The following is a 22,470-nucleotide window of genomic DNA, read 5'->3' as shown; positions in this document are numbered from 1 at the left end:
AGGGAGAGTATCGGTTTGGGCAACCGATATTCTGTTGCGGTGCCGGGCCAATCAGACATCGATCCAGTTGTGCCCCGTGCATCCGTCGCGAACGTCGCCAACCTGCTCACCGGTCTGCGGCTGGTCCTCGTCCCGGTGTTCCTGGCGGCGCTGTTCGTCGGCGACGGCCATGAGACGTTCTGGCGAACAGTCGCTTTCACCGTCTTCGCGGTGGCGGTGATCACAGACCACTTCGACGGGGCGCTGGCCCGCGCCTACGGCATGGTCACCGAGTTCGGGAAGCTGCTCGACCCGATCGCGGACAAGCTGCTGATCGGCTCTGCATTGATCGGGCTGTCGATGCTGGGCGACCTGCCGTGGTGGATCACCATCGTCATCATGGTCCGCGAGATCGGCGTCACCCTGCTGCGATTCGCGGTGCTGCGGCACGGGGTGATCCCGGCCAGCCGCGGCGGGAAGCTGAAAACCCTGGTCCAGGCGGTGGCGATCGGTCTGTTCATCCTGCCGATCGCGGTCTGGCCACCCATTTGGTTGACGACGGCGACCTGGCTGATGTGGCTGGCGGTGCTGCTGACGGTGCTGACCGGCTTCGATTATGTGCTCTCGGCGGTCCGTGATTCCCGGACCCGACCGGCAACCTGAGCGCCCCGGGAACCACCGGCCACTCGGTGGCGTTGACCGTTGTATGACGGCACTGATGCGCGAAGTGATCGGCGAGGTTCTGCGCGAGGCCCGGACCGGGCAGGGACGCACCCTGCGTGAGGTGTCCGACGCGGCGCGGGTCAGCCTGGGCTATCTCTCGGAAGTCGAGCGTGGACGGAAAGAGGCTTCCAGCGAGCTGCTGAACGCGATCTGCGACGCGCTCGACATCCCCATGTCGCGGGTGCTGTTCGACGCGGGGGAGCAGATGGCCCGCGAGGAGGGTGCCGTCACCGGGATCGACGCCGCGACCAAGGTCGTCATCCCGCAGGTCGTGTCCATGGCGGTGGCCTGACCGGGTGCCGAAACGATAGGTTGGCACCCAAGAAGTTCCCACCCGGCAGTGCGCACACTCGAAGATACGAAGGCGGAAATGTTCCCATGGCCAATCCGTTCGTAAAGGCGTGGAAGTACCTCATGGCCCTGTTCAGCTCCAAGGTCGACGAATACGCCGATCCGAAGGTGCAGATCCAGCAGGCCATCGAGGATGCCCAGCGTCAGCACCAGGCGCTGACCCAGCAGGCCGCCCAGGTGATCGGTAACCAGCGTCAGCTCGAGATGCGGCTGAACCGCCAGCTGGCCGACATCGAGAAGCTGCAGGCCAATGTGCGCCAGGCGCTCACCCTCGCCGATCAGGCGACGGCGGCCGGCGATGCGGCCAAGGCCACCGAATACACCAACGCCGCCGAGGCTTTCGCCGCCCAGCTGGTGACCGCCGAGCAGAGCGTCGAGGACCTCAAGTCCCTGCACGACCAGTCGCTGCAGGCGGCCGGCCAGGCCAAGAAGGCCGTCGAGCAGAACGCGATGGTGCTGCAGACCAAGATCGCCGAACGCACCAAGCTGCTGTCCCAGCTCGAGCAGGCCAAGATGCAGGAGCAGGTCAGCAAGTCGCTGCAGTCGATGAGCGAGATCGCCGCGCCCGGTACGACGCCCAACCTCGATGAGGTCCGCGAGAAGATCGAGCGGCGCTACGCCAATGCGATGGGCGCCACCGAGCTCGCCCAGAACTCGGTGCAGGGCCGCATGATGGAGGTCCAGCAGGCCAGCGTGCAGATGGCCGGACATTCCCGCCTCGAGCAGATCCGCGCCTCGATGCGTGGTGAGGCGTTGCCGTCCGGTGGCGCGACCCCGGCGACTCCCGCAGCCAACCCGCCCGCAGCTACCCCGGAAAACCCACTGCCCCAATAGGATTGGTTGATATGGCGAGCGGCTACAAGACGACGCAGCAACGCGGCTGGCGGGCGGTGCTCGCGCGCGGGGTGCAGGGCGGCATCGACACCGCCGCCGAGTACTCCGGTCTGCTGGCCGAAAAGCTCGCCATGATGTCCGATCCGCGGGCCAAACTGCTGCGCAAACGGCGCTGGGCGCTGCGACTGGCGGTGTTCTTCGGTCTCAGCAGCCTGTTCTGGGTGCTGGTGACCGCGGTCCTGGCGTCCTGGAGTACCCCGGTGTGGGCACTGATCGTGACCGGGGTGATCGCCGCGGGTGCGGCGTTCCCGGCCACCCTGCTCTTCCTGCGCTACCGCTGGTTGCGGGCCGAACCCCTGCCCGCCGGTCCGACCGCGCGCCGGATGCCGCCCTACGGGTCGGCCGCGCGTAAGCCGATGGCCGCGCTGGCGTCCTCCGAGCGTGGGCTCTACTCGCTGCTGGGGGTGCTGCAGCGGGGGCGGATGCTGCCGGCCGAGGATCTCGCCGACATTGCCGACGCGGCCGGCCAGACCGCGGCCACCATGGCGGCCACCGCCGACGAAGTGGTCGCCATGGAGCGGGCGGGGGCGTCCTCGCCGCGCTCGCGGGCACACCTGGCGGCGAGCATCGACGCCTATACCGCCCAGCTGCACCAGGGCGCCCGCCAGTACGACGAGATGGTGACCGCGGCGGCCCAGTTGGTGTCTTCGCTGAATGCCGGGCCGCACCCGGTGCCCGGCGCGCGGCGCTACCGCGACGAGCTGGTCAACGCCACCGACCGGCTGCAGGGCTGGGCCCAGGCCTACAGCGAATTGGGGCAGCTGCGCGGGGCCTAGATGTCGTGGGTGCCCAGTTCCGCCGACTCCGGCCGGGCGCCGTAGCGATCGATGTAGGACTGGTGCTTGGCGGCGTCGCGCTGCCGGGCCAGGGCATCGACCAGCGACGGGTCCAGGCCGTGCGCGCGCAGCATGTGCCGGCGCCAGATCTTGTTCAGCGCATGCGAGAAGTAGATGAACGGAATCAGGATCGGCACCGTCATCGACAGGTGCACGTACAGCGTCGTCGGGATCAGCCAGAACGGCGCGAGGATCAGCACCGCGGGGACCAGCACCCGCAGCATCACCCGGCGGGTGGCGCCGGGACCGGCCAGATCGTTGCGCACCCAGTCGAGCATGGACGGCGGCAGCGGCTTGCCCAGGCAGTACCTGATCAGCTGGAACAGGTTGGGTTTGGTCTTGCTCATCGAGTTCAAAGTCTAGGACGCAGCGCGGGAACCACCGCTCCGACCACACCGCGCACCAGTGCCTTGGCCATATCGAACTGGTCGAAGTAGTCCCGCCACAGCGTGATGCGGCCATCGTGCACCTCGAAGACCCCGCACACCCAGAACTTCAGCACCACCGGGCCGATCCGGATCACGTCGGTGCGCTCGTTGAGCACGCTGACGCCCTCGGCGGCACTGCGGTGGATCTTCACGTCGAAACCCAGGCTGCGCCGCTCCATACCCTTGAACAGCTTCAGGGCGCGGGCCCTGCCGTGAATCGTCGGCAACCCGACGTTCTGGTAGACGAGGTTCTCGTCGAGCAGTTCGGCCGCGGTGTCCAGGTCGGGTCCGCGCAGGGAGAACAAGAAGCGTTCCACCGTCGCGATGTTGTCGGTGCCTGTGCCGGTCGGTGCCACCTGGTCGGTCATGCCCCTCAGGGTAGAGGTTCACGGCTGTGACAGGGTGCTCTTGTGAAGGTAGCCGTGGTCGCCGGACCCGATCCCGGGCATGCGTTCCCGGCCATGGCGCTGTGCCTGCGCTTCCTGGCCGCGGGCGATTCCCCGACGCTGTTCACCGGGCAGCAGTGGCTCGACACCGCCCGTGCTGCGGGCGTGGACGCGGTGCTGCTCGCGGGCCTGGACCCCGACGGCGATGACGACGACCAGGACGCCGGGGCCAAGATCCATCACCGGGCGGCCCGGATGGCGGTCCTCAATGCGCCCGCACTGCGCACGCTGGCACCGGATCTGGTGTGCTCGGATGTCATCACCGCCTGCGGCGGGATGGCCGCCGAACTGCTCGGGCTGCCGTGGGTCGAAGTGGACCCGCACCCGCTGTATCTGCCGTCGAAGGGGCTGCCCCCGGTGGGCAGCGGCCTGGCGCCCGGCGCCGGTCTGCGGGGGCGGGCCCGGGACACCGTGCTGCGGGCGCTGACCGCACGCTCGATCCGGGCCGGGAACCGGGACCGGGCGGCGGCCCGGGTCGGCATCGGCCTGCCCGGGCCCGATCCGGGCCCGGCGCGACGGCTGATCGCGACGTTGCCGGCGCTGGAGGTCGCGCGCCCGGACTGGCCCGATGAGGCCGTCGTGGTGGGGCCACTGCATTTCGAGCCGACCGAGGCGGTTCTGGCGCCACCGCCGGGGCCGGGCCCGCTGGTGATGGTCGCACCGTCGACGGCGACCACCGGCACGACCGGCCTGGCCGAACTCGCGCTGAGCGCGCTGGCCCCCGGACGTGGGCTGCCACAGGGCCTGCGGGTGGCGGTATCCCGGCTGGGCGGTGCGGAGTTGACGGTTCCGGACTGGGCGGTGGTCGGCCTCGGACGCCAGGACGAACTGCTCGCCCACGCCGATGTGCTGGTGTGCGGGGGAGGCCACGGCATCGTCGCCAAATCACTGCTGCACGGCGTGCCGTTGGTGACGGTACCCGGTGGCGGTGACCAGTGGGAGATCGCCAATCGTGTTGTCCGGCAAGGAAGTGGCCGGCTGATCCGGCCGCTGACGGCCGAGGCGCTGACCGCCGCCGTCGCCGAGGTGCTCGGCGACCCGAAGTACCGGGCCGCCGCCGAACGGTCCCGGGCCGGCGCGGGCGCGGTGTCCGATCCGGTACGGGTGTGCCATGACGTGCTCGCGGCGACTCGGTAGGTTGGCCGGGTGCGTCTCACCGAATTCAACGAACGTGTCAGCGGTCTGTTCGGTGCCGCCTACGGCACGTCGGTGCTCGTCGACCACGTGTTGAGCGCGCTGGGTGGGCGTACCGCAGCCCAGGCCATCGAAGCCGGCGTGGAACCGCGCGAGGTGTGGCGGGCGCTGTGCGCGGATTTCGACGTCCCGCGCGAGGACTGGTGAAATTCCGGCTCTTTTGCCGCGGGTCGTTTCGGCGTATACCGGAGCTATGGGTCTGGGTGAGCACCCCATGCGGACACCCTTCTACGGCGTGCTGATGGTGATCGCCGCGCTGCTGCTGTGCTGGCTGGCGGCCTCCGTGCTGACCGGCTGGCCGGTGGGCGTGGGGTACGCCGCGGCCGTCGTCGTGGGGGTGATCGGTTTCGTCATGACGCTGCGGGACCTCGACAACTTCCCGAACTGGCGGCGTTGAGCCGCGCGCGAGTCGCGTTCACCAGTTCCAGCGTGGTCGTCGTCGCCGCGGCCAGCGCCGCGCATTCGGTTGTGGTCAGCGGCCCGCACACCCAGTCCCAGTGCGCGGACACCGTGTCCCCGGGCCGCGGCAATGCCGACAGCGAGGCGCCGTCCCGGCTCCAGCGCACCCGATCTGCTGCCGGCGGCCCGAGTGCGAGCACACCGTCCGCGTAGACCAACGGTCGCGACGTGATCATCGCGTACTCGTCGGCGACGGATTCCACGACACCCCAGCGGATGCGGCAGCTCTGCATGATGCGCACCGGCGTCACCGGGTCGCGATCCAGGAACCGCACCCAGGGGTAGACCACGAAGACGTGGAAGCTGTGGTGTGCCAACACCCCGCCGGGGTCGGTGAGATCCGCCAGCAGACCGGTGGCCTGGCCGCCGAATGCGGTGCGCAGCCGGTGCAGCAGCGCGCCGGCATCGATTTGGTACAGCAGATCGCCGCCGATCCAGTAGGAGCGCACCACCTCATCGTCGAGCGGGTCTCCTCCGTCGACGGTATCGGCGAGCGCCTCGAGATACGGCCATGCGCCGTCGAACTCCCGCGCGTGGGCACCGAGGGTGCCGGCACGCAACGACACCGACGGATCCCGCGGCCCGCAGTAGCCGAGTTCGTTCGGCGGGTAGGCGTACCGGGCGAACAACGCATGGCCGGTCATTCAGCAGATCCGCGGGAGCTGTTCACCGAGGGGAAGGTCCACCACCCGGGTACCGCCCAGAGCGGTGCGAGCGACCACCATCCCCGGATGGTCGGCGACGCAGCGCCCGATCACCGCGGCCCGCACCCCGAGCGGATGGTCCAGCATGGCGGCCAGCACCCGCTCGGCATCGCCCGGCGGGACGAACGCCAGCAGCTTGCCCTCGTTGGCGACCTGCAACGGATCCAGCCCGAGCAACCCACACGCGTCGCGCACCTCGGGAGGAATCGGGAAAGCCCGCTCGTCGAGGGCCACGCCCACGTGCGCGGCCCGGGCGATCTCGTTCAGCGTCGCGGCCACTCCGCCCCGCGTCGGATCGCGCAAGACGTGCAGGTCCGCGCCGGTGTCCAGGAGGGCGGCCACCAGCCCGTGCAACGGAGCGGTGTCGCTGGCGACGGTGGTCGCGAACTCGAGTCCGTCGCGACAGCTCATCACCGCGATCCCATGCACACCGATGTCGCCGCTGACGATGACCGCGTCCCCCGGGGCCGCCCGCTGCGGCCGGATATCGGCGCGTGGGTCGACGATGCCGATGCCGGTGGTGTTGATGAACACCCCGTCCCCGTGCCCGGCGTCGACCACTTTCGTGTCGCCGGTGACCAGCTTCACGCCCGACGCCAGCGCGGCGGTGCCCACCGCCTGCGCGACGTGCGCGATGTCCTGCAGTGCGGTGCCCTCCTCAAGGATGAACGCCGTCGACAACACCAGCGGGCAGGCGCCCGCCATCGCGAGATCGTTCACGGTGCCGTTCACCGCAAGATCACCGATGGTGCCGCCGGGGAATGTCAACGGTTTGACCACGAACGAGTCGGTGGAGAACGCCAGCCGGGCATCGCCGACCTCGATGACCGCCGCGTCACCCAGCCCGGCCTCGGCCGCCGGGCCGAACGCCGGCAGAAACAGGTGCTCGATCAGCTCGGCAGACATCGCCCCGCCCCCGCCGTGGCCCATCACGATGTTCGGGGCGTCCCGCAGCGGCACCGGGCACACCCACGACTGGATATCGACGGTCTCAGGCATGGCTCACCTCCAGTCGCCGGTAGAGGTAGTAGGCGGCGCACGCGCCTTCGGAGGACACCATCGTCGCGCCCAGCGGATTGCGCGGGGTGCACTCGCGGCCGAAGGCAGCACACTCGTGCGGCTTGATCAGCCCCTGCAGCACCTCCCCGGACCGACAGATCGCCGACTCCGGGGTACGGATACCGGTCACCGAGAAGCGTCGTTCGGCATCGAACTCCCGGTAGGCCGGGGACAGCCGCCAGCCGCTGCGCGGAATCATCCCGATGCCACGCCAGACACGGTCGGTCACCTCGAACACGTCGGCCAGCATGGCCTTGGCGGCGACGTTGCCCGCTGCCTGCACCGCGCGTGGATAGGCGTTCTCCAGCTCGTGGCGTCCCGATTCCAGTTGGAGCACCGTGCGCCGGATCCCCTCCAGGATGTCGAGTGGTTCGAATCCGGTGACCACGATCGGGACCCGGTACTTCTCGGTGAGTGGGGGGTACTCGCCGGTGCCCATCACGCAGCAGACGTGGCCGGCCGCGAGGAACGCCTGGACCCGGCAGGTCGGCGATTCCATGATGGCGGCGATCGCCGGCGGGACCAGTACGTGCGAGACCAGCAGCGAGAAGTTCTCGATACCCAGTCGTTTGGCCTGGTACACCGTCATCGCGTTGGCCGGTGCGGTGGTCTCGAATCCGATCCCGAAGAACACCACCTGCCGGTGCGGGTTCTCCCGGGCGATGGTCAGTGCATCCAGCGGCGAATAGACCACCCGCACGTCGCCGCCCTCGCTCTTGATCCGGAGCAGATCCTTCGAACTGCCCGGAACCCGCAGCATGTCACCGAACGAGCAGAAGATCACCTCCGGCCGGGCGGCGATCTCCAGGGCCTTGTCGATCATCTCCAGCGGCGTCACGCACACCGGGCAGCCGGGTCCGTGGATCATCTCGATCCGGTCGGGAAGTAACTGGTCGATGCCGTGCCGGATGATCGAATGTGTCTGCCCACCACACACTTCCATGATCGACCAGCGCCGGCTGGTGGCCGCGCGGATCTGGTCGACCAGCTTGCCCGCCAGTTCGGGATCGCTGAACTCGTCCAAGTACTTCATGGTGTCACCCCGGTTGCCGTGTCTCCGAATTCCTGCTCGAGCACCCCGAGGTGCGCGAACTCGGCCAGCGTGCGCCGCGCCGATTCCTCGTCGAGGCGCTGAATGGCGAATCCCACATGCACGATCACATAGTCGCCGACCGCCGCATCCGGGATGTACTGCAGGCAGACGTCCTTCTGGATGCCGCCGAAGTCGACGAGCGACATCAGGGTGCCATCCCGGTCTGCCAGACTCAGGATCTTTCCTGGAACCGCCAAACACATGGAAGTGCTCCTCTCACATCGAATTACCGGCCAGCAGTTGGCCGAGCGCGATACCGCCGTCGTTCGGCGGAACCCGGCGGTGTGTGATGACCTGGAAACCTGCGGCGTTCAGGGTGTCGAGAGTCATTCGCAGCAGCAGCGCGTTCTGGAAAACCCCACCGGACAACGCGATGGTGGGTGTGCCCTGGTCGGTGATCTCGGCGAGCCGGGTTATCAGGTTTGCGACCGCCCGGTGGAACCGGGCCCCGATCAGTCCGGGCCCGGCGCCGGACCGCGCATCGGAGACGACGGCGGCCAGTACCGGTCCGGGATCGGCGACGGCCACCTCGCCGATGTCGATGCCGAAGGCATAAACAGTTGCACCGCAGTCGATACCGCGCGAACACGACTCCAGTTCGATGGCGGCCTGCGCCTCGTAGTCCACCTGCTGGCGCACCCCGGCCAGCGCGGACACCGCGTCGAACAGCCGGCCCATGCTGGAGGTACGGACGCAGCCGAGCCCGGACTGCAGCTGATGGGCCAGCACACCGCGTTCGTCGTCGGGACAGGCCCGCACCGGGTCCAGGTCCTCATCCCAGGGCAGGCCCGCGGCCCACAGGTGCGCGAGTGCCATCCGGTACGGGCGCAGCACGCTGACGTCGCCGCCGGCCAGCGGCACGTATTTCAGCTGGGCGATCCGCCGGTAACCCTTGTAATCGGCGAGCAGCACCTCGCCACCCCAGATCGCGCCGTCGGGCCCGTAACCGGTGCCGTCGAAGGCGAATCCCAGCACCGGTGCGGCGCCGTCCAGGCCGTGCTCGGCCATCACCGCCGCGATGTGGGCGTGGTGATGCTGAACCGAGCGCAGCGGCCGCCCCGCCGCGTGGCTACGGGCCCACGCCGTGGACCGGTAGCCGGGATGTGCGTCGGCGACCAGGGTTTCGGGCTGCACGCCGGTCAGCGACCGGAGGTGCTGCTGCGCCGCGTCGAAGGCGGACAGCGTGGCCAGATCGTCCATATCGCCGATGTGTTGGCTGAGCCAGGCGTATTTCCCGTCGGCGACCCCCAGGGTGTTCTTCAGGTCGGCGCCGACCGCGAGGGTGGGTGGCACCGGTCGGGGCAGCGCGACCGGCAGGGGCGCGTAACCCCGGGAGCGGCGGAGCGGAATGGGGTCGTCACCGAACGCCCGGACCACCGAGTCGTCGCAGGGGACCAGGATCGCCCGGTCGTGTGTCAGCCAGCCGTCGGCGAGCCCGGCGAGCCTGTCCAGGGCGTCGGCGTCGGTGAAGCAGATCGGCTCGCCGCCCAGATTGCCCGAGGTCATCACCAGCACGGCCGGGCCCGGTTCATCCCCGGGCAGCCCGAACAACAGGGTGTGCACCGGCGTGTAGGCGGGCAGCACCCCGAGGTCGGGCAGGTGCGGTGCCACCGCATCGGCCACCGCAGCCCCGGTCCGACGGGGCAGCAGCACGATCGGACGCTGCGGCCCGGTCAGTAGCCGTTGCGCGGCGGCGTCCACCTCGACGATCGTGCGCGCGGCCGCCAGGTCGGCGACCATCACCGCGAACGGCTTGTCGCCACGGCGTTTCCGGGTGCGCAGCGTGCGCACCGCCTGCTCGTTCGCGCCGTCGCAGGCCAGGTGATAGCCGCCGATTCCCTTGACGGCGAGGATCCCGCCGTCCCGCAACAGGCTTCGGGCGCGGCCCAGGCCGTGCTCACCGTCGGCGCGGGTACCGGCCCGGTCCAGAAAGGTCAGCATCGGCCCGCAGACCGGGCAGCAGACCGGTTGGGCGTGGAAGCGGCGGTCGGCCGGGTCGGCATACTCGCGCGCACATGCGGCGCACATCGGGAAGGGGGCCATGGTGGTCGAGGCCCGGTCGTAGGGCAGCGAAGCGATGATGGTGAAACGTGGTCCGCAGTTGGTGCAGTTGATGAACGCGTGCCGGTACCGCCGGTCGGTGGGATCGCGTTGTTCGGCGGCGCAGTCGGCGCACATGGCGACATCGGGGGAGGTCAGGGTGCGCCCGCCGTCCGAGCGGGAGGTGTCGGCGATGACGAACCCGGTGCCGCCGCGTAGCGGAAGGTCCTGCGTCCGAACCGTGTCGATGACCGCCAGTGGCGGCGGCCGGTCGTGCAGCCGGTCCAGGAAGTCCGTGATGGCGACCGGCTCGCCTTCCACCTCGATGACCGCGCCGGCGCTGTCGTTGCGCACCGATCCGGACAGGCCCAGCGCGGCCGCGCATGCGTAGGTGAACGGGCGGAAGCCCACACCCTGGACCACCCCGTGCACGTAGATCCGCACCCGGCGGCGGGTCATGGCCCGCTGCCCATCATCTTCAGTCCCGCCAAGGCGGCCTCGGCCCCGGCGGTGTCGGTCTTCTCGACGGCGAACCCCATGTGGATGAGCACCCAGTCGCCGGCGCCGAACGTCTCCTCGGGCAGCATGCCGACGTTCACCTTGCGCGGCTCACCCGCCACGTCGACGAGCGCGAGTTGGTCGCCGTATCCGTCGAGCATCCGGATGACCTGCCCCGGGATTCCCAGACACATCGCCTCAAACCTCCCTGCTCGGTACTCGGGACAACAGGTCGGCGATGACGCGTCGGACGGCATCGACCGCGCCCGGGACGGCGGCCGCCACCGGCGCGGACAAGCCGATACCGTCGGCGGTGCTGCCGACCTGACATCCGACGACCACGGTGTGCGGGGCGGTGCCGCCGAGCGCGGTCAGACTGGCGAACACCGTGCCGGGGTCCATCGCGTGGGCGTCCAATCCCGCCGCGGTCGAACGTGATTCGTGGTCGGGCTCGAAAATGTGCACGGTGCCGGGTGCGCCCCGATCGGGCAGCGCGTCGACCAGTACCAGCGCATCCCACTCGTCGAGCAGGTCATAGGCCAGATGCATACCGGCGATGCCGTAGTCGACGACGTGCACCTGCGGCCACTCCGGGCGCACATGGCGCAGCACCTCGGGGCCGAACCCGTCGTCACCGAGGAAGATGTTGCCGATCCCGGCTACCAGAATCTTTTGCGTGATGGCTCCTGGAGTCACATCCGGCGCATGCGCATGTAGCGCCGCGCGTCCGGGATGGAACGGACTGCGAGGACAGCTCCGGCGATCATCACCGTCGCGGCGGCCACCACGGCCGCCCAGCCGACTGCTTCCATATCAGGTTCCCTTCTCGACCAGCGGTTCGACTTCGTCGGGTGCGAAGTACAGGTAGCGGCCGTACCAGTCGTGCAGGTCGGCGGCCGGGTCGTCGTCGAGGACGACCCCGATATGCCGGTCACCGTCCACCGTCTCGTGCACCGAGGTGACCCGCGCGGTCCGGCCGGCGAAAAAGATGTCCTGGGCGTCGGCGCGCCGCGACGGCCGTAACCGGACCCGGCTGTCGCGACCGACCGGTACGCCGTCGACCAGAACGACATCGATGCCGGGGTCGACGGCGCTGTCCCAGAACGGATCACGCATCACCCCGTGCAGATTCAGCAGGGCTTCGGGAGACATCGTGTCGCAACGGTCGATGAGTTGCGCCGCGCGCGGATCGGTGGCGCGGGCCTGGTCCTTCTCCTCGTCGGTGAGCGTCATCACCCGCAGCGTGAGGATCTCGTCGATCTCGGTCGAGTCATAGAGCATCGCATCGCTCTGCGCGGCGATCTCGGGGTGGTCGTAGAGGATGATCGGCGACACCAGCACCACCGAACTGTCCCCGGGCGGGCCGGCCAGCACCGGGAAGCAGCGCCGCCGGCGACACCGCCCGACCGCGTCGACCGCCTCTGCGGGTGGGTCCAGCAGTGATATGAAGCTTCCGGCCGAAACCTGCGCGATCAGGTGGGCGCCGATCAGCGACGTGGCGATGGCGTGCCGCGCGTCGGCCGGCGGGACGCCGGTATTGCGGACCGACGACCAGATTCGCTGCAGCCCGTCCTCGGCCTCGATGTGTACCGTCAGTTCGGCATGCAACTCCGCGCGGGTGCGCACCAGCCTGCCGCCGTCGACGGGCTCGATGTCCCTGCCCCCGGCGACGGTGAACGGATAACTGTGCGATCCGGGCTGGGCGGGAAGCGGGCCGAATGCCAACTCGCATTCCACGGCCTCGTCCCAGGTGAGGTAGGTCGCATCGGACACGGTCAGTGCGTCGACCGGTTCGAAGGTATCGCCCGCCCGACGCTCGACCGCGCGGTTTTGCAGATGCAGGAACCGCACCAGGATGTGCAACTCCGCATCGGGTGCGGCCCGCAGCACCAGGTCGGCGCCGAGCGTGTCGTCCTCGCCGAGACCGCGGTCGGCGGCGCCGGGTGGCCCCAGCACCCCGAACTGCCAACGGCACCGGTTCTTTCCCGACGTGGCCCGGTACGGGTAGAGCAGGTATCCCTCGTAGAGGACCGCGTCCGCGACGGCCCTGACCCGATCCGTGACCCTGCTCATCGGGCATCCAGGAGCGAGGCGACCGTGGCGTCGATACCGAGCATGCCGTGCGCGGCCTTGTGGGCGATCAACGCATCGATGGTGTCGTGGCTCAGGCGCACCCAGCCGGTGTTCGGGAAGTGCATATCGATGAGGTCCCGCCACACCGAGACCGGCATATCGTAGTGGTCCTCACGGTCCCAGGGGATCTGCTGCACCGTGAAACCGTTGTGCCCCTTGGTGAATACGGTCCCGCTGAACAGGAACTGCAGCGGGACGACACCGTCTGCCAGCGCGTGCAGGTACTTGGCCGCGGTGACCTCGACGTCGTAGGTGCACACCAGTGGCAGATCGACCTGGGTGGCGTCGGTGAACCCGGGGACCACGGCGCTGGTGTGCTGCCACAGGAAGGTGTGCTGGGTGGCGGACCACCGGTCGCGGGTACCGAACAGGTCCAGCAGGGCGGCCGCCTCCTCGTCGGTGTAGCCCCTGTGCAGCGGCGCGATGCGCACCTGGCAGCGCAGCGCGATCGCATGCACCGGTTCGTCACCGACCGCCGCGATCCCGACCCGCGCGGTCAGTATCGGTGTCAGCGCATACGGTTCGGGCGTCACCGCCAGGACCGCGAACGTCACGTCGTTCATCGCTGTACCGCCCTGCTGCGTACGCCCAGGCGCCCGAAGAAGTCGTCGACGAACCGGTGTACCTGCCCACCGCCGTCGAAACCGTGCCACAGCAGCCGTAGCCGGCCGACGAACTCGTAGCAGGTGTCGATGGGCACCAGGAAGCACTCGGGCTCTCGGCCATCCGGCATCCGGATGATCAGTGCCTCGGTGTCGTCGGCGAGCAGATCGACCCGCGGGTCGGTGGTGCGGATCTGTTCCCAGGCCGACAGATCGAGTTCCGATTCGGTGGCGCCGGCCGGGCCGGGATAGAACGCGGCCACCCGGCCGAGAGCGGAATTACGGAAGAAGAACGCCAAACCCACCGGGATCTGCAGAAGATCCCATTCCCGGCGCCCGAGTGCGAAGCCCGCGAATTCCAGGTATCGGTCCGGCACCGCGCGGTAGTGCAGCACCGCGTCGGTGTCGGTGAACAGCAGATAACATCCCCGGCAGACGCACATCAGTTGGCGGCCTTCGACATCCACCACGTGCTGGTGTTCGTCGGCGATGTGTTCGGCGCACATCTCGCAGCGCTCGCCGACCGGGGCGGGTGCCGCCCGGTTGGCGCGCACCCGCGCCAACACGTCGAAGGTACCGGTCATGGCACACCGGCCGGCGTCGGTTCGGCGGGCACCGCCAGCGAGAGCACACCGTCGCGCATCAGCAGCGGTACCGGGTCCAGATGCGCGGGCGGGTCGGCGTCGTCGACGCAGGTACCGGCATGCACCACGTCGAAATGGGCACGGCAGCGCGGGCAGCGCAACACCGGATGCGCGTCGGCCGTCCGACGGTGCAGCGCGGCACCGGCCAGGGACCCGCCGCAGCGCCCGCAGCGATCCCGGTAGGCGAACAAGTCCTCACCGACCCGGCAGGCCAACAGGATTGCGCCGGCGACGCGGAATCCGCCGACTTCGCCCGGGCGCAGTTCGGTGAGCTCCGGTGCCGGATGCCAGGTGGGGGAGTTGTGGCCGTCGCGGTGCACCCGGCTCAGCAGGGACTCTGCCGGGATCATCCCCGGCGTGGTGTCGGCCGCCGCCACCTCGATCGCGCTGACCTCCGGGGCCGCGGCCCGGATCGCCTCCTCGACGGCGAGTTCCAGGGTGACCGCCGAGGACGGGCAACTCTTGCAGCTGCCGGCGAACCGCAACCGGACCCGGGTGTCCTCGACGGCGATCAGGGTGATATCCCCACCGTGCGAACCGAGATAGGGCCGCACCGTGGTCAGGGCGTCCTCGATCCGCCGTCGGGTGTCGTGTGGGTGCAGACCGTGGACCAGCAGCAGGCTGGCGATCAGGTCGTCGGCGGCGAAGTCCTCGGTGAGGGAGTCGTCGGCCATCCGGATGATCCGTTGCAGCGCAGCCCCGTACAGGTCGGTGATCTCGCCGACGAGCAGTTCGGCGCGCTCACGTGCGGCGGCACCGCCGGCCGTGCTGGCATCGAGCAGGGCCTGGATCCGCTCGCCGGCCGCGCGCCAGTGTGCGTCGTCCTGGGACGCTGCGGGAGGTGACGGTCCCGGCGCGTCCACGGCTTATTCTCCGGCGGCGGACTGGGTGGGTGTGTGCAACCGCTCCAACGTCTTTCCGTTGCCGAGGTACATGTGTACCCCGCACGGCAGGCAGGGGTCGAAGCTGCGGACCGTCCGCATGATGTCGATGCCCTTGAAGTGTTCCCGGTCGTTCTCCTCGAAGATGGGCTGGCCCTGCACGGCGTCCTCGTAGGGGCCGGGCGTGCCATAGCTGTCCCGGGGGTTGGCGTTCCACGGGGTCGGCGGATACGGGTGGTAGTTGGCGATCTTGCCGTCCCGGATCACCATGTGGTGGCTCAGCACGCCACGGACGGCCTCGGTGAACCCGCAGCCGATGCCCTCGTCGGGCACCTCGAACGATTCCCAGGTCTTGGTGCGGCCCGCCCGGATCTCGTCCAGCGCCTTTTCGGCGAAGTGCAGGGCGCATGCCGCCGCGTAGGCCTGGAAGTAGGTGCGGGCCCGGTCGCGTTCGATGGTGTTGCTGCCGTACTCTGGGATCTTCCATTCCAGTTCGACCGGTCCCTTGAGGATGGTCTTGGGCAGGTTGATCTGGACGCTGTGTCCGGTGGACTTGACGTAGCCGATGTCGACCAGCCCGGCCAGCGCGGTGGACCACAGCCGGGCCAGTGGGCCACCGCCGGTGTCCAGAGCGAGGTGGTCCTTGCCGTCGAACCAGCGCGGCGACATCACCCAGCTGTACTTGTCATCCATGTCCCGTTTCTGCGGATGCGGGTTGGTGTGTTGATTCCACGGGTGGCGGCGATCGACCGGATTGCCGAGCGGGTCGGTCGTCACGAACATCTCCTGGTCCGTCCAGTCGTCGTAATACGAACTGCCCAGCAGGATCCGGATGCCCAGGTTGATGTCGACGAGCGAGTGGGTGACCAGTTTCCCGTCCACCACCACACCGGGGGTCACGAACATCGCGTCGCCCCAGCGTTGCATGTCCTTGTACGAGAAGTTGCACACCTCGGGGTCCTGGAAGGAACCCCAGCAGCCGAGCAATGTGCGGCGCAGCCCGACCTTCTCGTAGCCGGGCATGGCGGTGTAGAAGAAGTCGAACAGGTCGTCGTGCATGGGTACGACCTTCTTCATGAACTCGACGTAGCGCATGAGTCTGGTCAGGTAGTCGGTCATCAGCTGGACGGTGGCGACAGTGCCCACTCCGCCCGGGTACAGCGTGGATGGATGCACATGCCGGCCTTCCATCAGACAGAACATCTCCCGCGTCCAACGGCTGACCTGTAGTGCCTCCCGGTAGAACTCGCCGGTGAACGGATTGAGGCTGCGCATGATGTCGGCGATCGTGCGGTAACCGTGTGCGTCCGAGCGCGGAGCCGAGGTGTTCTCGGCCTTGGCGAGCACGCTCGGATTGGTCTCGCCGACCATCTTCTCGCAGAAGTCGACGCCGACCAGGTTCTCCTGAAAGATGTTGTGGTCGAACATGTACTCGGCGGCCTCGCCGAGGTTGACGATCCACTCACCGAGATGCGGTGGCTGCACCCCGTAGGCCATGTTCTGGCAGTAGCAGGAGCAGGTGGCGTGATTGTCGCCGCAGATGCCGCAGATACGGCTGGTGATGAAGTGCGCGTCGCGTGGGTCCTTGCCCTTCATGAAGATCGAGTAGCCGCGGAAGATCGACGACGTACTGTGGCATTCCACCACTTCGCGGTTCTCGAAGTCGATCTTGGTGTAGATGCCGAGGCTACCGACGATGCGGGTGATCGGGTCCCAGGCCATCTCCACCAGTTGGCCCGGATCGCGCTTGACGTGTGACGGCTCACCGATGGTCGTCGTGGGCTTGGGTGTCATGGACGTCGCTCCCTTGCTGAGCCGTTCTGCCGGAACGGCATTCGAATGGCAACAGCCTGCGCCCTACCAGGTGCGGGTCGCTCCGGTTTCCAGTTTGGCGCCTCGGTGCCGCCACTGCGGTTCGCGGTCGACGGTGTGCGCGGTGATGCCGCGCAGGCTGCGGACGACCGAGCCGTACAGCCCGGACGCCGCCGTGGAGACCTTGCCGCCCGGCGGCTCGTCCATGAACGGCATGAACTTGTCCGGGAATCCCGGCATGGTGCACCCGATGCAGATGCCGCCGACGTTCGGGCAGCCGCCGATCCCGTTGATCCAGCCTCGCTTGGGTACGTTGCATTTCACCACCGGGCCCCAACATCCCAGTTTGACAATGCATTTGGGTGAGCCGTATTCGTGGGCGAAATCGCCCTGCTCGTAGTACCCGGCGCGGTCGCAACCCTCGTGCACGGTGGCGCCGAACAGCCAGGTGGGCCGCAAAGCGTCGTCGAGGGGGATCATCGGGGCCTGGTCGGTGGCCATGTACAGCAGGTAGGTGAGCGTCTCCGCGAGGTTGTCCGGTTGGATGGGGCAACCCGGAACGCAGACGATGGGGATGCCCGCCTTGCTCTTCCATTTCCAGCCGAGATAGTCGGGCACTCCCATCGCGCCGGTGGGATTGCCGGCCATCGCATGGATGCCGCCGTAGGTGGCGCAGGTGCCGACGGCAACCACCGCAGTCGCCTTGGGCACCAACCGATCCAGCCATTCGCTGGTGGTCATCGGCTGCCCGGTGGCGGGGTCGTTGCCGAAGCCGCACCAGTAGCCTTCGTCGTGCAGTTGCTCATTGGGGATGGACCCCTCGACGACGAGCACGAACGGGTCGAGTTCGCCACGGTCGGCGCGGAAGAACCATTCCAGGAAGTCGTCGGCACCCCCGTTCGGTCCGCACTCGAAGTCGATCAGGGGCCAGTGCACGGCGATCTTGGGCAGACCGGGGAGCGCTCCGAGTGCGATCTCCTCGATGCTGGGCTGGGTGGCGGCAGTCAGCGCCACGGAATCGCCGTCACAACTCAGTCCGGCGTTGATCCAGAGCACGTGGATCAGCGTCTCTTCTGCTTTGACTGCTGCCGATGTGGGCATAGCGCAGTTCTTTCCGGGACGGGCTGGGTCCCTGGATGGGTATATGTACTGGGTCTACTCCCGGTGTTCTGACTTGTCAACGGGTGGTCGCAGGGACCGGTGAACGGTCGGTGATCCAGGCCTGCCACGCCGCCGTGCCGGCACCGGTGACCGCCGACAGCGGCAGGATCTCGGCACTGTGATTGACCGAGCGCACGGCTCGCCGAAAGGCATCGAGATCGAAGTCCACATAGGGCAGGAGATCGATCTTGTTGACGACCACCAGATCCGCCGCGGCGAACATGTGCGGGTATTTCAGCGGTTTGTCGGCACCCTCGGTGACGGAGATGACCACCACCATGGCGTGCTCGCCGAGGTCGAAGAGGGCCGGGCAGACCAGATTGCCGACGTTCTCGATGAACAGCACCGACTCCGGTTCGGGGTCCAGGGTGTGCAGGGCCTGATGGACCATCCGTGCATCGAGATGACAACCCGTTCCGGTGTTGATCTGCACCGCGCGGGCGCCGGTGGCGCGGATGCGCTCGGCATCGAGCAGGGTCTCCTGATCGCCCTCGATGACCGTCACCGCACGGTCGGCGATCAGCGCACCGATGGTGTGTTCCAACAGGGTCGTCTTGCCGGCACCCGGTGAACTGGTGATGTTGAGCGCCACGATGTGGCGTGCGGCCAGGAAGGCCCGGTTCTGTTCGGCCTGCCGGTCGTTCTTGGCCAGCACCTTCTCTTCGAGGGAGACGGTCTCGGTGTGGGGGTGCACGTGCTCGTGGGGGGTGTGGGTGGCCGCGTCCTCGCCGCAGCCGCAGGTAGCGCACATGTCAACTCACTTCCATCGACAGGATTTTGAGTTCGCGTCCGGTCAGCACCTCGACGTCGGCGCTGCCGCAGCGACACAACAGGATGGGGTCGGCCACCGCGAAATGCAGGCCACAGTCGCGGCATCGGGCGGACCCGGGCGGGATGTCGAGGTCCAGGCGGGCGCCGTCGGCGACGGTGCCCTCGGTCGCCAGGTCGAAGCAGAACCGCACCGAGTCGGGGACCACCGCGCACAGCGCGCCGATCTCGATCCGGACGCTGAGCACCCGGCGCCCGGCGGCGTGTTCGCATACCGCCTCGACGACACTCTGGGTGATGGCCATCTCGTGCATATCGTCCCGATTCGGACCGGTGACCTCACGATATGTCCACATCTGCCGATACACAACGGCGTGTCTTTCTTGCCTTCGAACACCTGTTCGCTAGTCTGGTGAGCGTTCGACCGAGTTACTTGTCGGTGCTGCCGCCTAGGGTCACAGCCAACCGACCGGAACCCCGGTCAACCGCACGACTACCGGAGAGGTACTCCCATGGCGCCACAGGCTCCCGATCGCGAAAAAGCACTCGAACTGGCGATGGCCCAGATCGAGAAGAACTACGGCAAGGGTTCGGTGATGCGCCTCGGTGAAGAGGTGCGCCAGCCCATCTCGGTGATCCCGACGGGATCGATCTCACTCGATGTGGCGCTGGGCATCGGCGGTCTGCCGCGTGGCCGCGTCGTCGAGATCTACGGCCCGGAATCCTCGGGTAAGACCACCGTGGCGCTGCACGCGGTGGCCAACGCGCAGGCCGCCGGCGGCATCGCGGCGTTCATCGACGCCGAGCACGCACTGGATCCCGAGTACGCCAAGAAGCTCGGTGTGGACACCGACGCGCTGCTGGTGTCCCAGCCCGACACCGGTGAACAGGCCCTGGAGATCGCCGACATGCTGGTGCGCTCCGGTGCCATCGACCTCATCGTGATCGACTCGGTGGCCGCGCTGGTGCCGCGCGCCGAGATCGAGGGCGAGATGGGCGACAGCCACGTCGGTCTGCAGGCCCGCCTGATGAGCCAGGCGCTGCGCAAGATGACCGGCGCCCTGAACAACTCGGGTACCACCGCGATCTTCATCAACCAGCTGCGCGAGAAGATCGGTGTGATGTTTGGTTCGCCGGAAACCACCACGGGCGGAAAGGCGCTGAAGTTCTACGCCTCCGTGCGTCTGGACGTCCGGCGCATCGAGACCCTCAAGGACGGCACCGATGCGGTCGGTAACCGCACCCGCGTCAAGGTCGTCAAGAACAAGGTCTCGCCGCCGTTCAAGCAGGCTGAATTCGACATCCTGTACGGCCACGGCATCAGCCGGGAGGGCTCGCTCATCGACATGGGTGTCGAGCACGGCTTCATCCGCAAGTCCGGATCCTGGTTCACCTATGAGGGCGAGCAGCTGGGTCAGGGCAAGGAGAACGCCCGAAAGTACCTGCTGGAGAACATCGATGTCGCCAACGAGATCGAGAAGAAGATCAAGGAGAAGCTCGGCATCGGCGCCGTGCTGACCGACGATGACGTCCTTCCCGCTCCCGTCGACTTCTGAGCCGGCTGATCCTCCGAAGCCGGCCGGCCCAAAGCGCGAGGAGCAGGCGCGGGACTTGTGCCTGCGCCTGCTCACCGTGCGCGCCCGTACCCGGGCCGAGCTCGAAACCAGGCTGACCGACCGCGGATTTCCCGACGAGGTCAGCACCCGGGTGCTCGACCGGCTGGTGGAGGTCGGACTGCTCGATGACGCCGCGTTCGCGCAGGAGTGGGTTCGTGCCCGACGGACCAATGCCGGAAAAGGCAAGCGCGCGTTGGCCGCCGAGCTACGCACCAAGGGTGTCGACGCCGATCTGATCGCCGCGACGCTGGACAGCGTGGATCCGGGGGAGTGGCGGGTTCGGGCCGAGGAACTGGTGGCGACCAAGCTGCGCCGGGAGAACCTCGACGACGAGACGAAGGTGACCCGGCGGTTGGTGGGCCTGCTCGCCCGACGCGGCTACAACCAGGGGATGGCCTTCGACGTGGTCAAGACGCAACTGGCCCAGGAGCGTGAACGGCGCTCCGTCTAGACCAGGAACCCGCCGTCGACGTTGAGTGCGGCGCCGGTGATGTAGTTGGCCTCCGGTAACGCCAGATAGGCCACGGCGCTGGCGATGTCGCGGGTGTGACCGTAGCGGCCGAGCGCCAGCAGGCTGGTCATCTGTTCGGCGAGCGGTCCCTCGGCGGGATTCATGTCGGTGGCGATCGGTCCCGGCTGGATGTTGTTCACGGTGATGCCGCGCGGTCCGAGTTCCTGGGCCAGGCCGCGGGTGAACCCAGCTACCGCGGCCTTCGACAGGGCATACACCGAAAACCCTGCCACCGGAACACGTTCGGCGTTCACGCTGCCGATGTTGATGATCCGCCCGCCGTCGCCCAGATGCGGTACGGCGGCCTGTGTGGTGGCAAAGACGCCGCGCACGTTGACGTTCACCACTCGGTCGAACTCCTCCAGGGAGAACTCCTCGATCGGGGCGCCGGAGGCGACACCGGCATTGTTGACCAGGATGTCCAGGCCGCCCAACGTGTTCACCGCCTGCTCGACGGCCGCGGTGGTGGCGGTGGCGTCGGCGCTGTCGGCCTGAATGGCCACCACCTGCGCACCGGACGCGGACACCTCGGCGACCAGTTTCTCCGCCGGTTCCGGGGACGAGTTGTAGGTGAACGCCACTGCGGCGCCGTCGGCGGCCAGCCGACGCACGATTTCCGCCCCGATGCCGCGGGACGCTCCGGTGACCAGGGCCCGGCGTCCGGCCAGTGGGGTGGAGTGCGAGTTGTCTGTCATGGCAGGTGAAACAGCCGCCGCCGAACTTCGTTCCCCGCTGTGGCGCACATCACCCCACCCGCCGGATCAGACCACCGGGGTGTCCTGGACGGCCGACTTCGCGACCGGTTCCGGGCCCTTCTTGGACCGCCGCAGCCGGGCCTCCAGGCGGGTGGCGAACGCCGAGAGTGCGAAGTTCAGCGCGATCATCAACGCCGCGATGACGATCAGGGCGGGGATGTAGTTGCCGTAGGCCGAACCGATGCTCTGCCCCTGGCGCACCATCTCCACGAAGGTGATCTGGTAGCCGATCGCGGTGTCCTTGAGCACCACCACCATCTGCGACACCAGCACCGGCAGCATCGAGGTGATGGCCTGCGGCAACTGGATCGAGCGCATCGACTGCCCCCAGGTCAGGCCCAGCGCCGAGGCCGCCTCGGCCTGACCCCGCGGCAGCGCGTGCACCCCGGTGCGCACGATCTCGGCGATCACCGCCGAGTTGTACAGCGTCAGGCCGGTGATCACGCCGGCCAATGCCAGGTACTGCGACGCGAACACGTTGTACTGCGCGAACAACGCATACGAGAACAGCATCATGATCAGCACCGGCACCGCGCGGAAGAACTCCACGAACACCGCGCACGCCCAACTGATCGCCCGCACCGGCGAGAGCCTGCCGATGCCCAGCGCGCAGCCCAGTACCAGAGCCAACACGATGGACACCGCGGCCGCGGTCAACGTGCCCTGGACGCCGGGCAACACGTAGGTCGTCCACAGATTGCCGGTGAGGAACGGCTCCCACTTGGAGGGGGCGAACTGATCGGCGGCCGCGAACTTCAACATGACCCAGCCGAGGATCGCGGCGAACACCAGCACTGTGGCGACGGCCAGGATGGCGTTGCGCCGACGCGCCCGCGGGCCGGGTGCGTCGAACAATACGGAGGCGCCCGTCATCTGTGCCCTC

The 22,470-nt window shown here is 68.2% G+C and carries 29 protein-coding genes; 9 read left to right on the top strand and 20 right to left on the bottom strand.

What is annotated here, in order from left to right:
- Nucleotides 1-39: 39 nt before the first annotated feature.
- The 4 genes from pgsA to pspM all read left to right on the top strand — a co-directional run bounded on the left by pgsA (nucleotide 40) and on the right by pspM (nucleotide 2,723).
- Entirely contained in the window at nucleotides 40-642 is a 603-nt protein-coding gene (pgsA, locus tag V4U86_RS16465; RefSeq protein WP_395307030.1) for a CDP-diacylglycerol--glycerol-3-phosphate 3-phosphatidyltransferase, read from the top strand.
- A 43-nt stretch (nucleotides 643-685) separates the two neighbouring features.
- Entirely contained in the window at nucleotides 686-994 is a 309-nt protein-coding gene (gene clgR / locus V4U86_RS16460; protein ID WP_395307029.1) for a transcriptional regulator ClgR, read from the top strand.
- A gap of 86 nt (nucleotides 995-1,080) precedes the next feature.
- On the top strand, nucleotides 1,081-1,887 hold the full coding sequence (gene pspA / locus V4U86_RS16455; protein ID WP_395307028.1) for a phage shock protein PspA: 807 nt from the start codon (nucleotides 1,081-1,083) through the stop codon (nucleotides 1,885-1,887).
- Between the two features lie 11 nt (nucleotides 1,888-1,898).
- Nucleotides 1,899-2,723 (top strand): phage shock envelope stress response protein PspM, encoded by an 825-nt coding sequence (pspM, locus tag V4U86_RS16450; RefSeq protein WP_395307027.1) that lies wholly within the window; start codon nucleotides 1,899-1,901, stop codon nucleotides 2,721-2,723.
- On the opposite strand, the gene V4U86_RS16445 is transcribed toward pspM, so the two are convergent.
- The gene (locus V4U86_RS16445; RefSeq protein WP_395307026.1) at nucleotides 2,720-3,130 is read right to left on the bottom strand and encodes a DUF5313 domain-containing protein; all 411 of its coding nucleotides are present in this window, start codon (nucleotides 3,128-3,130) and stop codon (nucleotides 2,720-2,722) included. The genes pspM and V4U86_RS16445 overlap by 4 nt on opposite strands.
- Before the next feature lie 5 nt (nucleotides 3,131-3,135).
- On the bottom strand, nucleotides 3,136-3,579 hold the full coding sequence (locus V4U86_RS16440) for a limonene-1,2-epoxide hydrolase family protein (RefSeq protein ID WP_395307025.1): 444 nt from the start codon (nucleotides 3,577-3,579) through the stop codon (nucleotides 3,136-3,138).
- Between the two features lie 42 nt (nucleotides 3,580-3,621).
- On the opposite strand from V4U86_RS16440, the gene V4U86_RS16435 reads away from it, so the two are divergent.
- From V4U86_RS16435 to V4U86_RS16425, 3 genes are all read left to right on the top strand, one after another.
- Nucleotides 3,622-4,794, top strand: coding sequence for a glycosyltransferase (locus V4U86_RS16435; RefSeq protein WP_395307024.1), 1,173 nt, complete (start codon nucleotides 3,622-3,624; stop codon nucleotides 4,792-4,794).
- A 9-nt stretch (nucleotides 4,795-4,803) separates the two neighbouring features.
- Nucleotides 4,804-4,998 (top strand): DUF3046 domain-containing protein, encoded by a 195-nt coding sequence (locus V4U86_RS16430; RefSeq protein ID WP_395307023.1) that lies wholly within the window; start codon nucleotides 4,804-4,806, stop codon nucleotides 4,996-4,998.
- A 67-nt stretch (nucleotides 4,999-5,065) separates the two neighbouring features.
- Nucleotides 5,066-5,248, top strand: a complete 183-nt coding sequence (locus V4U86_RS16425; RefSeq protein ID WP_395307022.1) for a hypothetical protein — start codon at nucleotides 5,066-5,068, stop codon at nucleotides 5,246-5,248.
- On the opposite strand, the gene V4U86_RS16420 is transcribed toward V4U86_RS16425, so the two are convergent.
- From V4U86_RS16420 to V4U86_RS16345, 16 genes are all read right to left on the bottom strand, one after another.
- Nucleotides 5,202-5,954: a DUF6390 family protein gene (locus V4U86_RS16420; RefSeq protein WP_395307021.1), complete on the bottom strand. Its 753-nt coding sequence runs from the start codon at nucleotides 5,952-5,954 to the stop codon at nucleotides 5,202-5,204. The genes V4U86_RS16425 and V4U86_RS16420 overlap by 47 nt on opposite strands.
- Nucleotides 5,955-7,013: a hydrogenase expression/formation protein HypE gene (hypE, locus tag V4U86_RS16415; protein ID WP_395307020.1), complete on the bottom strand. Its 1,059-nt coding sequence runs from the start codon at nucleotides 7,011-7,013 to the stop codon at nucleotides 5,955-5,957.
- Nucleotides 7,006-8,106, bottom strand: coding sequence for a hydrogenase formation protein HypD (gene hypD, locus V4U86_RS16410; RefSeq protein ID WP_395307019.1), 1,101 nt, complete (start codon nucleotides 8,104-8,106; stop codon nucleotides 7,006-7,008). The genes hypE and hypD overlap by 8 nt, the downstream gene beginning before the upstream one ends.
- Nucleotides 8,103-8,369, bottom strand: a complete 267-nt coding sequence (locus V4U86_RS16405; RefSeq protein ID WP_395307018.1) for a HypC/HybG/HupF family hydrogenase formation chaperone — start codon at nucleotides 8,367-8,369, stop codon at nucleotides 8,103-8,105. The genes hypD and V4U86_RS16405 overlap by 4 nt, the downstream gene beginning before the upstream one ends.
- A gap of 13 nt (nucleotides 8,370-8,382) precedes the next feature.
- Entirely contained in the window at nucleotides 8,383-10,665 is a 2,283-nt protein-coding gene (gene hypF, locus V4U86_RS16400) for a carbamoyltransferase HypF (RefSeq protein ID WP_395307017.1), read from the bottom strand.
- Nucleotides 10,662-10,898, bottom strand: coding sequence for a HypC/HybG/HupF family hydrogenase formation chaperone (locus V4U86_RS16395; protein WP_395307016.1), 237 nt, complete (start codon nucleotides 10,896-10,898; stop codon nucleotides 10,662-10,664). The genes hypF and V4U86_RS16395 overlap by 4 nt, the downstream gene beginning before the upstream one ends.
- 4 nt (nucleotides 10,899-10,902) lie before the next feature.
- Complete coding sequence (locus V4U86_RS16390; protein ID WP_395307015.1) at nucleotides 10,903-11,400, bottom strand: hydrogenase maturation protease; 498 nt, start codon at nucleotides 11,398-11,400, stop codon at nucleotides 10,903-10,905.
- A complete protein-coding gene (locus V4U86_RS16385; protein ID WP_395307014.1) occupies nucleotides 11,397-11,516 on the bottom strand; it encodes a DUF6893 family small protein in 120 nt (39 codons plus the stop codon). The genes V4U86_RS16390 and V4U86_RS16385 overlap by 4 nt, the downstream gene beginning before the upstream one ends.
- A gap of 1 nt (nucleotide 11,517) precedes the next feature.
- Complete coding sequence (locus V4U86_RS16380; RefSeq protein ID WP_395307013.1) at nucleotides 11,518-12,777, bottom strand: hypothetical protein; 1,260 nt, start codon at nucleotides 12,775-12,777, stop codon at nucleotides 11,518-11,520.
- On the bottom strand, nucleotides 12,774-13,400 hold the full coding sequence (locus tag V4U86_RS16375; RefSeq protein WP_395307012.1) for a DUF6084 family protein: 627 nt from the start codon (nucleotides 13,398-13,400) through the stop codon (nucleotides 12,774-12,776). The genes V4U86_RS16380 and V4U86_RS16375 overlap by 4 nt, the downstream gene beginning before the upstream one ends.
- Complete coding sequence (locus tag V4U86_RS16370; protein WP_395307011.1) at nucleotides 13,397-14,023, bottom strand: DUF5947 family protein; 627 nt, start codon at nucleotides 14,021-14,023, stop codon at nucleotides 13,397-13,399. Before V4U86_RS16370 ends, V4U86_RS16375 begins: the two co-directional genes overlap by 4 nt.
- Entirely contained in the window at nucleotides 14,020-14,946 is a 927-nt protein-coding gene (locus tag V4U86_RS16365) for a NifU family protein (protein ID WP_395307010.1), read from the bottom strand. Before V4U86_RS16365 ends, V4U86_RS16370 begins: the two co-directional genes overlap by 4 nt.
- Before the next feature lie 3 nt (nucleotides 14,947-14,949).
- Nucleotides 14,950-16,758 carry a nickel-dependent hydrogenase large subunit gene (locus tag V4U86_RS16360; protein ID WP_395307009.1) on the bottom strand — a complete coding sequence of 603 codons (1,809 nt, stop codon included), beginning with the start codon at nucleotides 16,756-16,758 and terminating at the stop codon, nucleotides 14,950-14,952.
- Between the two features lie 63 nt (nucleotides 16,759-16,821).
- The gene (locus V4U86_RS16355) at nucleotides 16,822-17,877 is read right to left on the bottom strand and encodes a hydrogenase expression protein HypE (protein ID WP_395307008.1); all 1,056 of its coding nucleotides are present in this window, start codon (nucleotides 17,875-17,877) and stop codon (nucleotides 16,822-16,824) included.
- Between the two features lie 76 nt (nucleotides 17,878-17,953).
- The gene (gene hypB / locus V4U86_RS16350; protein ID WP_395307007.1) at nucleotides 17,954-18,688 is read right to left on the bottom strand and encodes a hydrogenase nickel incorporation protein HypB; all 735 of its coding nucleotides are present in this window, start codon (nucleotides 18,686-18,688) and stop codon (nucleotides 17,954-17,956) included.
- 1 nt (nucleotide 18,689) lies between these two features.
- Entirely contained in the window at nucleotides 18,690-19,019 is a 330-nt protein-coding gene (locus V4U86_RS16345) for a hydrogenase maturation nickel metallochaperone HypA (protein ID WP_395312080.1), read from the bottom strand.
- 198 nt (nucleotides 19,020-19,217) lie between these two features.
- Here V4U86_RS16345 and recA point away from each other — a divergent pair, with 198 nt between their 5' ends.
- Nucleotides 19,218-20,261, top strand: coding sequence for a recombinase RecA (gene recA, locus V4U86_RS16340; RefSeq protein ID WP_395307006.1), 1,044 nt, complete (start codon nucleotides 19,218-19,220; stop codon nucleotides 20,259-20,261).
- The gene (gene recX / locus V4U86_RS16335; RefSeq protein ID WP_395307005.1) at nucleotides 20,230-20,772 is read left to right on the top strand and encodes a recombination regulator RecX; all 543 of its coding nucleotides are present in this window, start codon (nucleotides 20,230-20,232) and stop codon (nucleotides 20,770-20,772) included. Before recA ends, recX begins: the two co-directional genes overlap by 32 nt.
- Here the strand turns inward: recX and V4U86_RS16330 are convergent.
- Together V4U86_RS16330 and V4U86_RS16325 are read right to left on the bottom strand one after the other, a co-directional pair.
- On the bottom strand, nucleotides 20,769-21,527 hold the full coding sequence (locus V4U86_RS16330) for a 3-oxoacyl-ACP reductase family protein (protein ID WP_395307004.1): 759 nt from the start codon (nucleotides 21,525-21,527) through the stop codon (nucleotides 20,769-20,771). The two genes, recX and V4U86_RS16330, sit on opposite strands and share 4 nt — an antisense overlap.
- 66 nt (nucleotides 21,528-21,593) lie before the next feature.
- Nucleotides 21,594-22,460, bottom strand: a complete 867-nt coding sequence (locus tag V4U86_RS16325) for an amino acid ABC transporter permease (protein WP_395307003.1) — start codon at nucleotides 22,458-22,460, stop codon at nucleotides 21,594-21,596.
- Between the last annotated feature and the right edge of the window lie 10 nt (nucleotides 22,461-22,470).

It is taken from the genome of Mycobacterium sp. AMU20-3851 (assembly GCF_043974665.1).
Taxonomy (GTDB): Bacteria; Actinomycetota; Actinomycetes; order Mycobacteriales; family Mycobacteriaceae; genus Mycobacterium.
The sequence above is the reverse complement of the archived record's forward strand: the minus strand, read 5'-3'. Positions and strand labels throughout refer to the sequence as shown.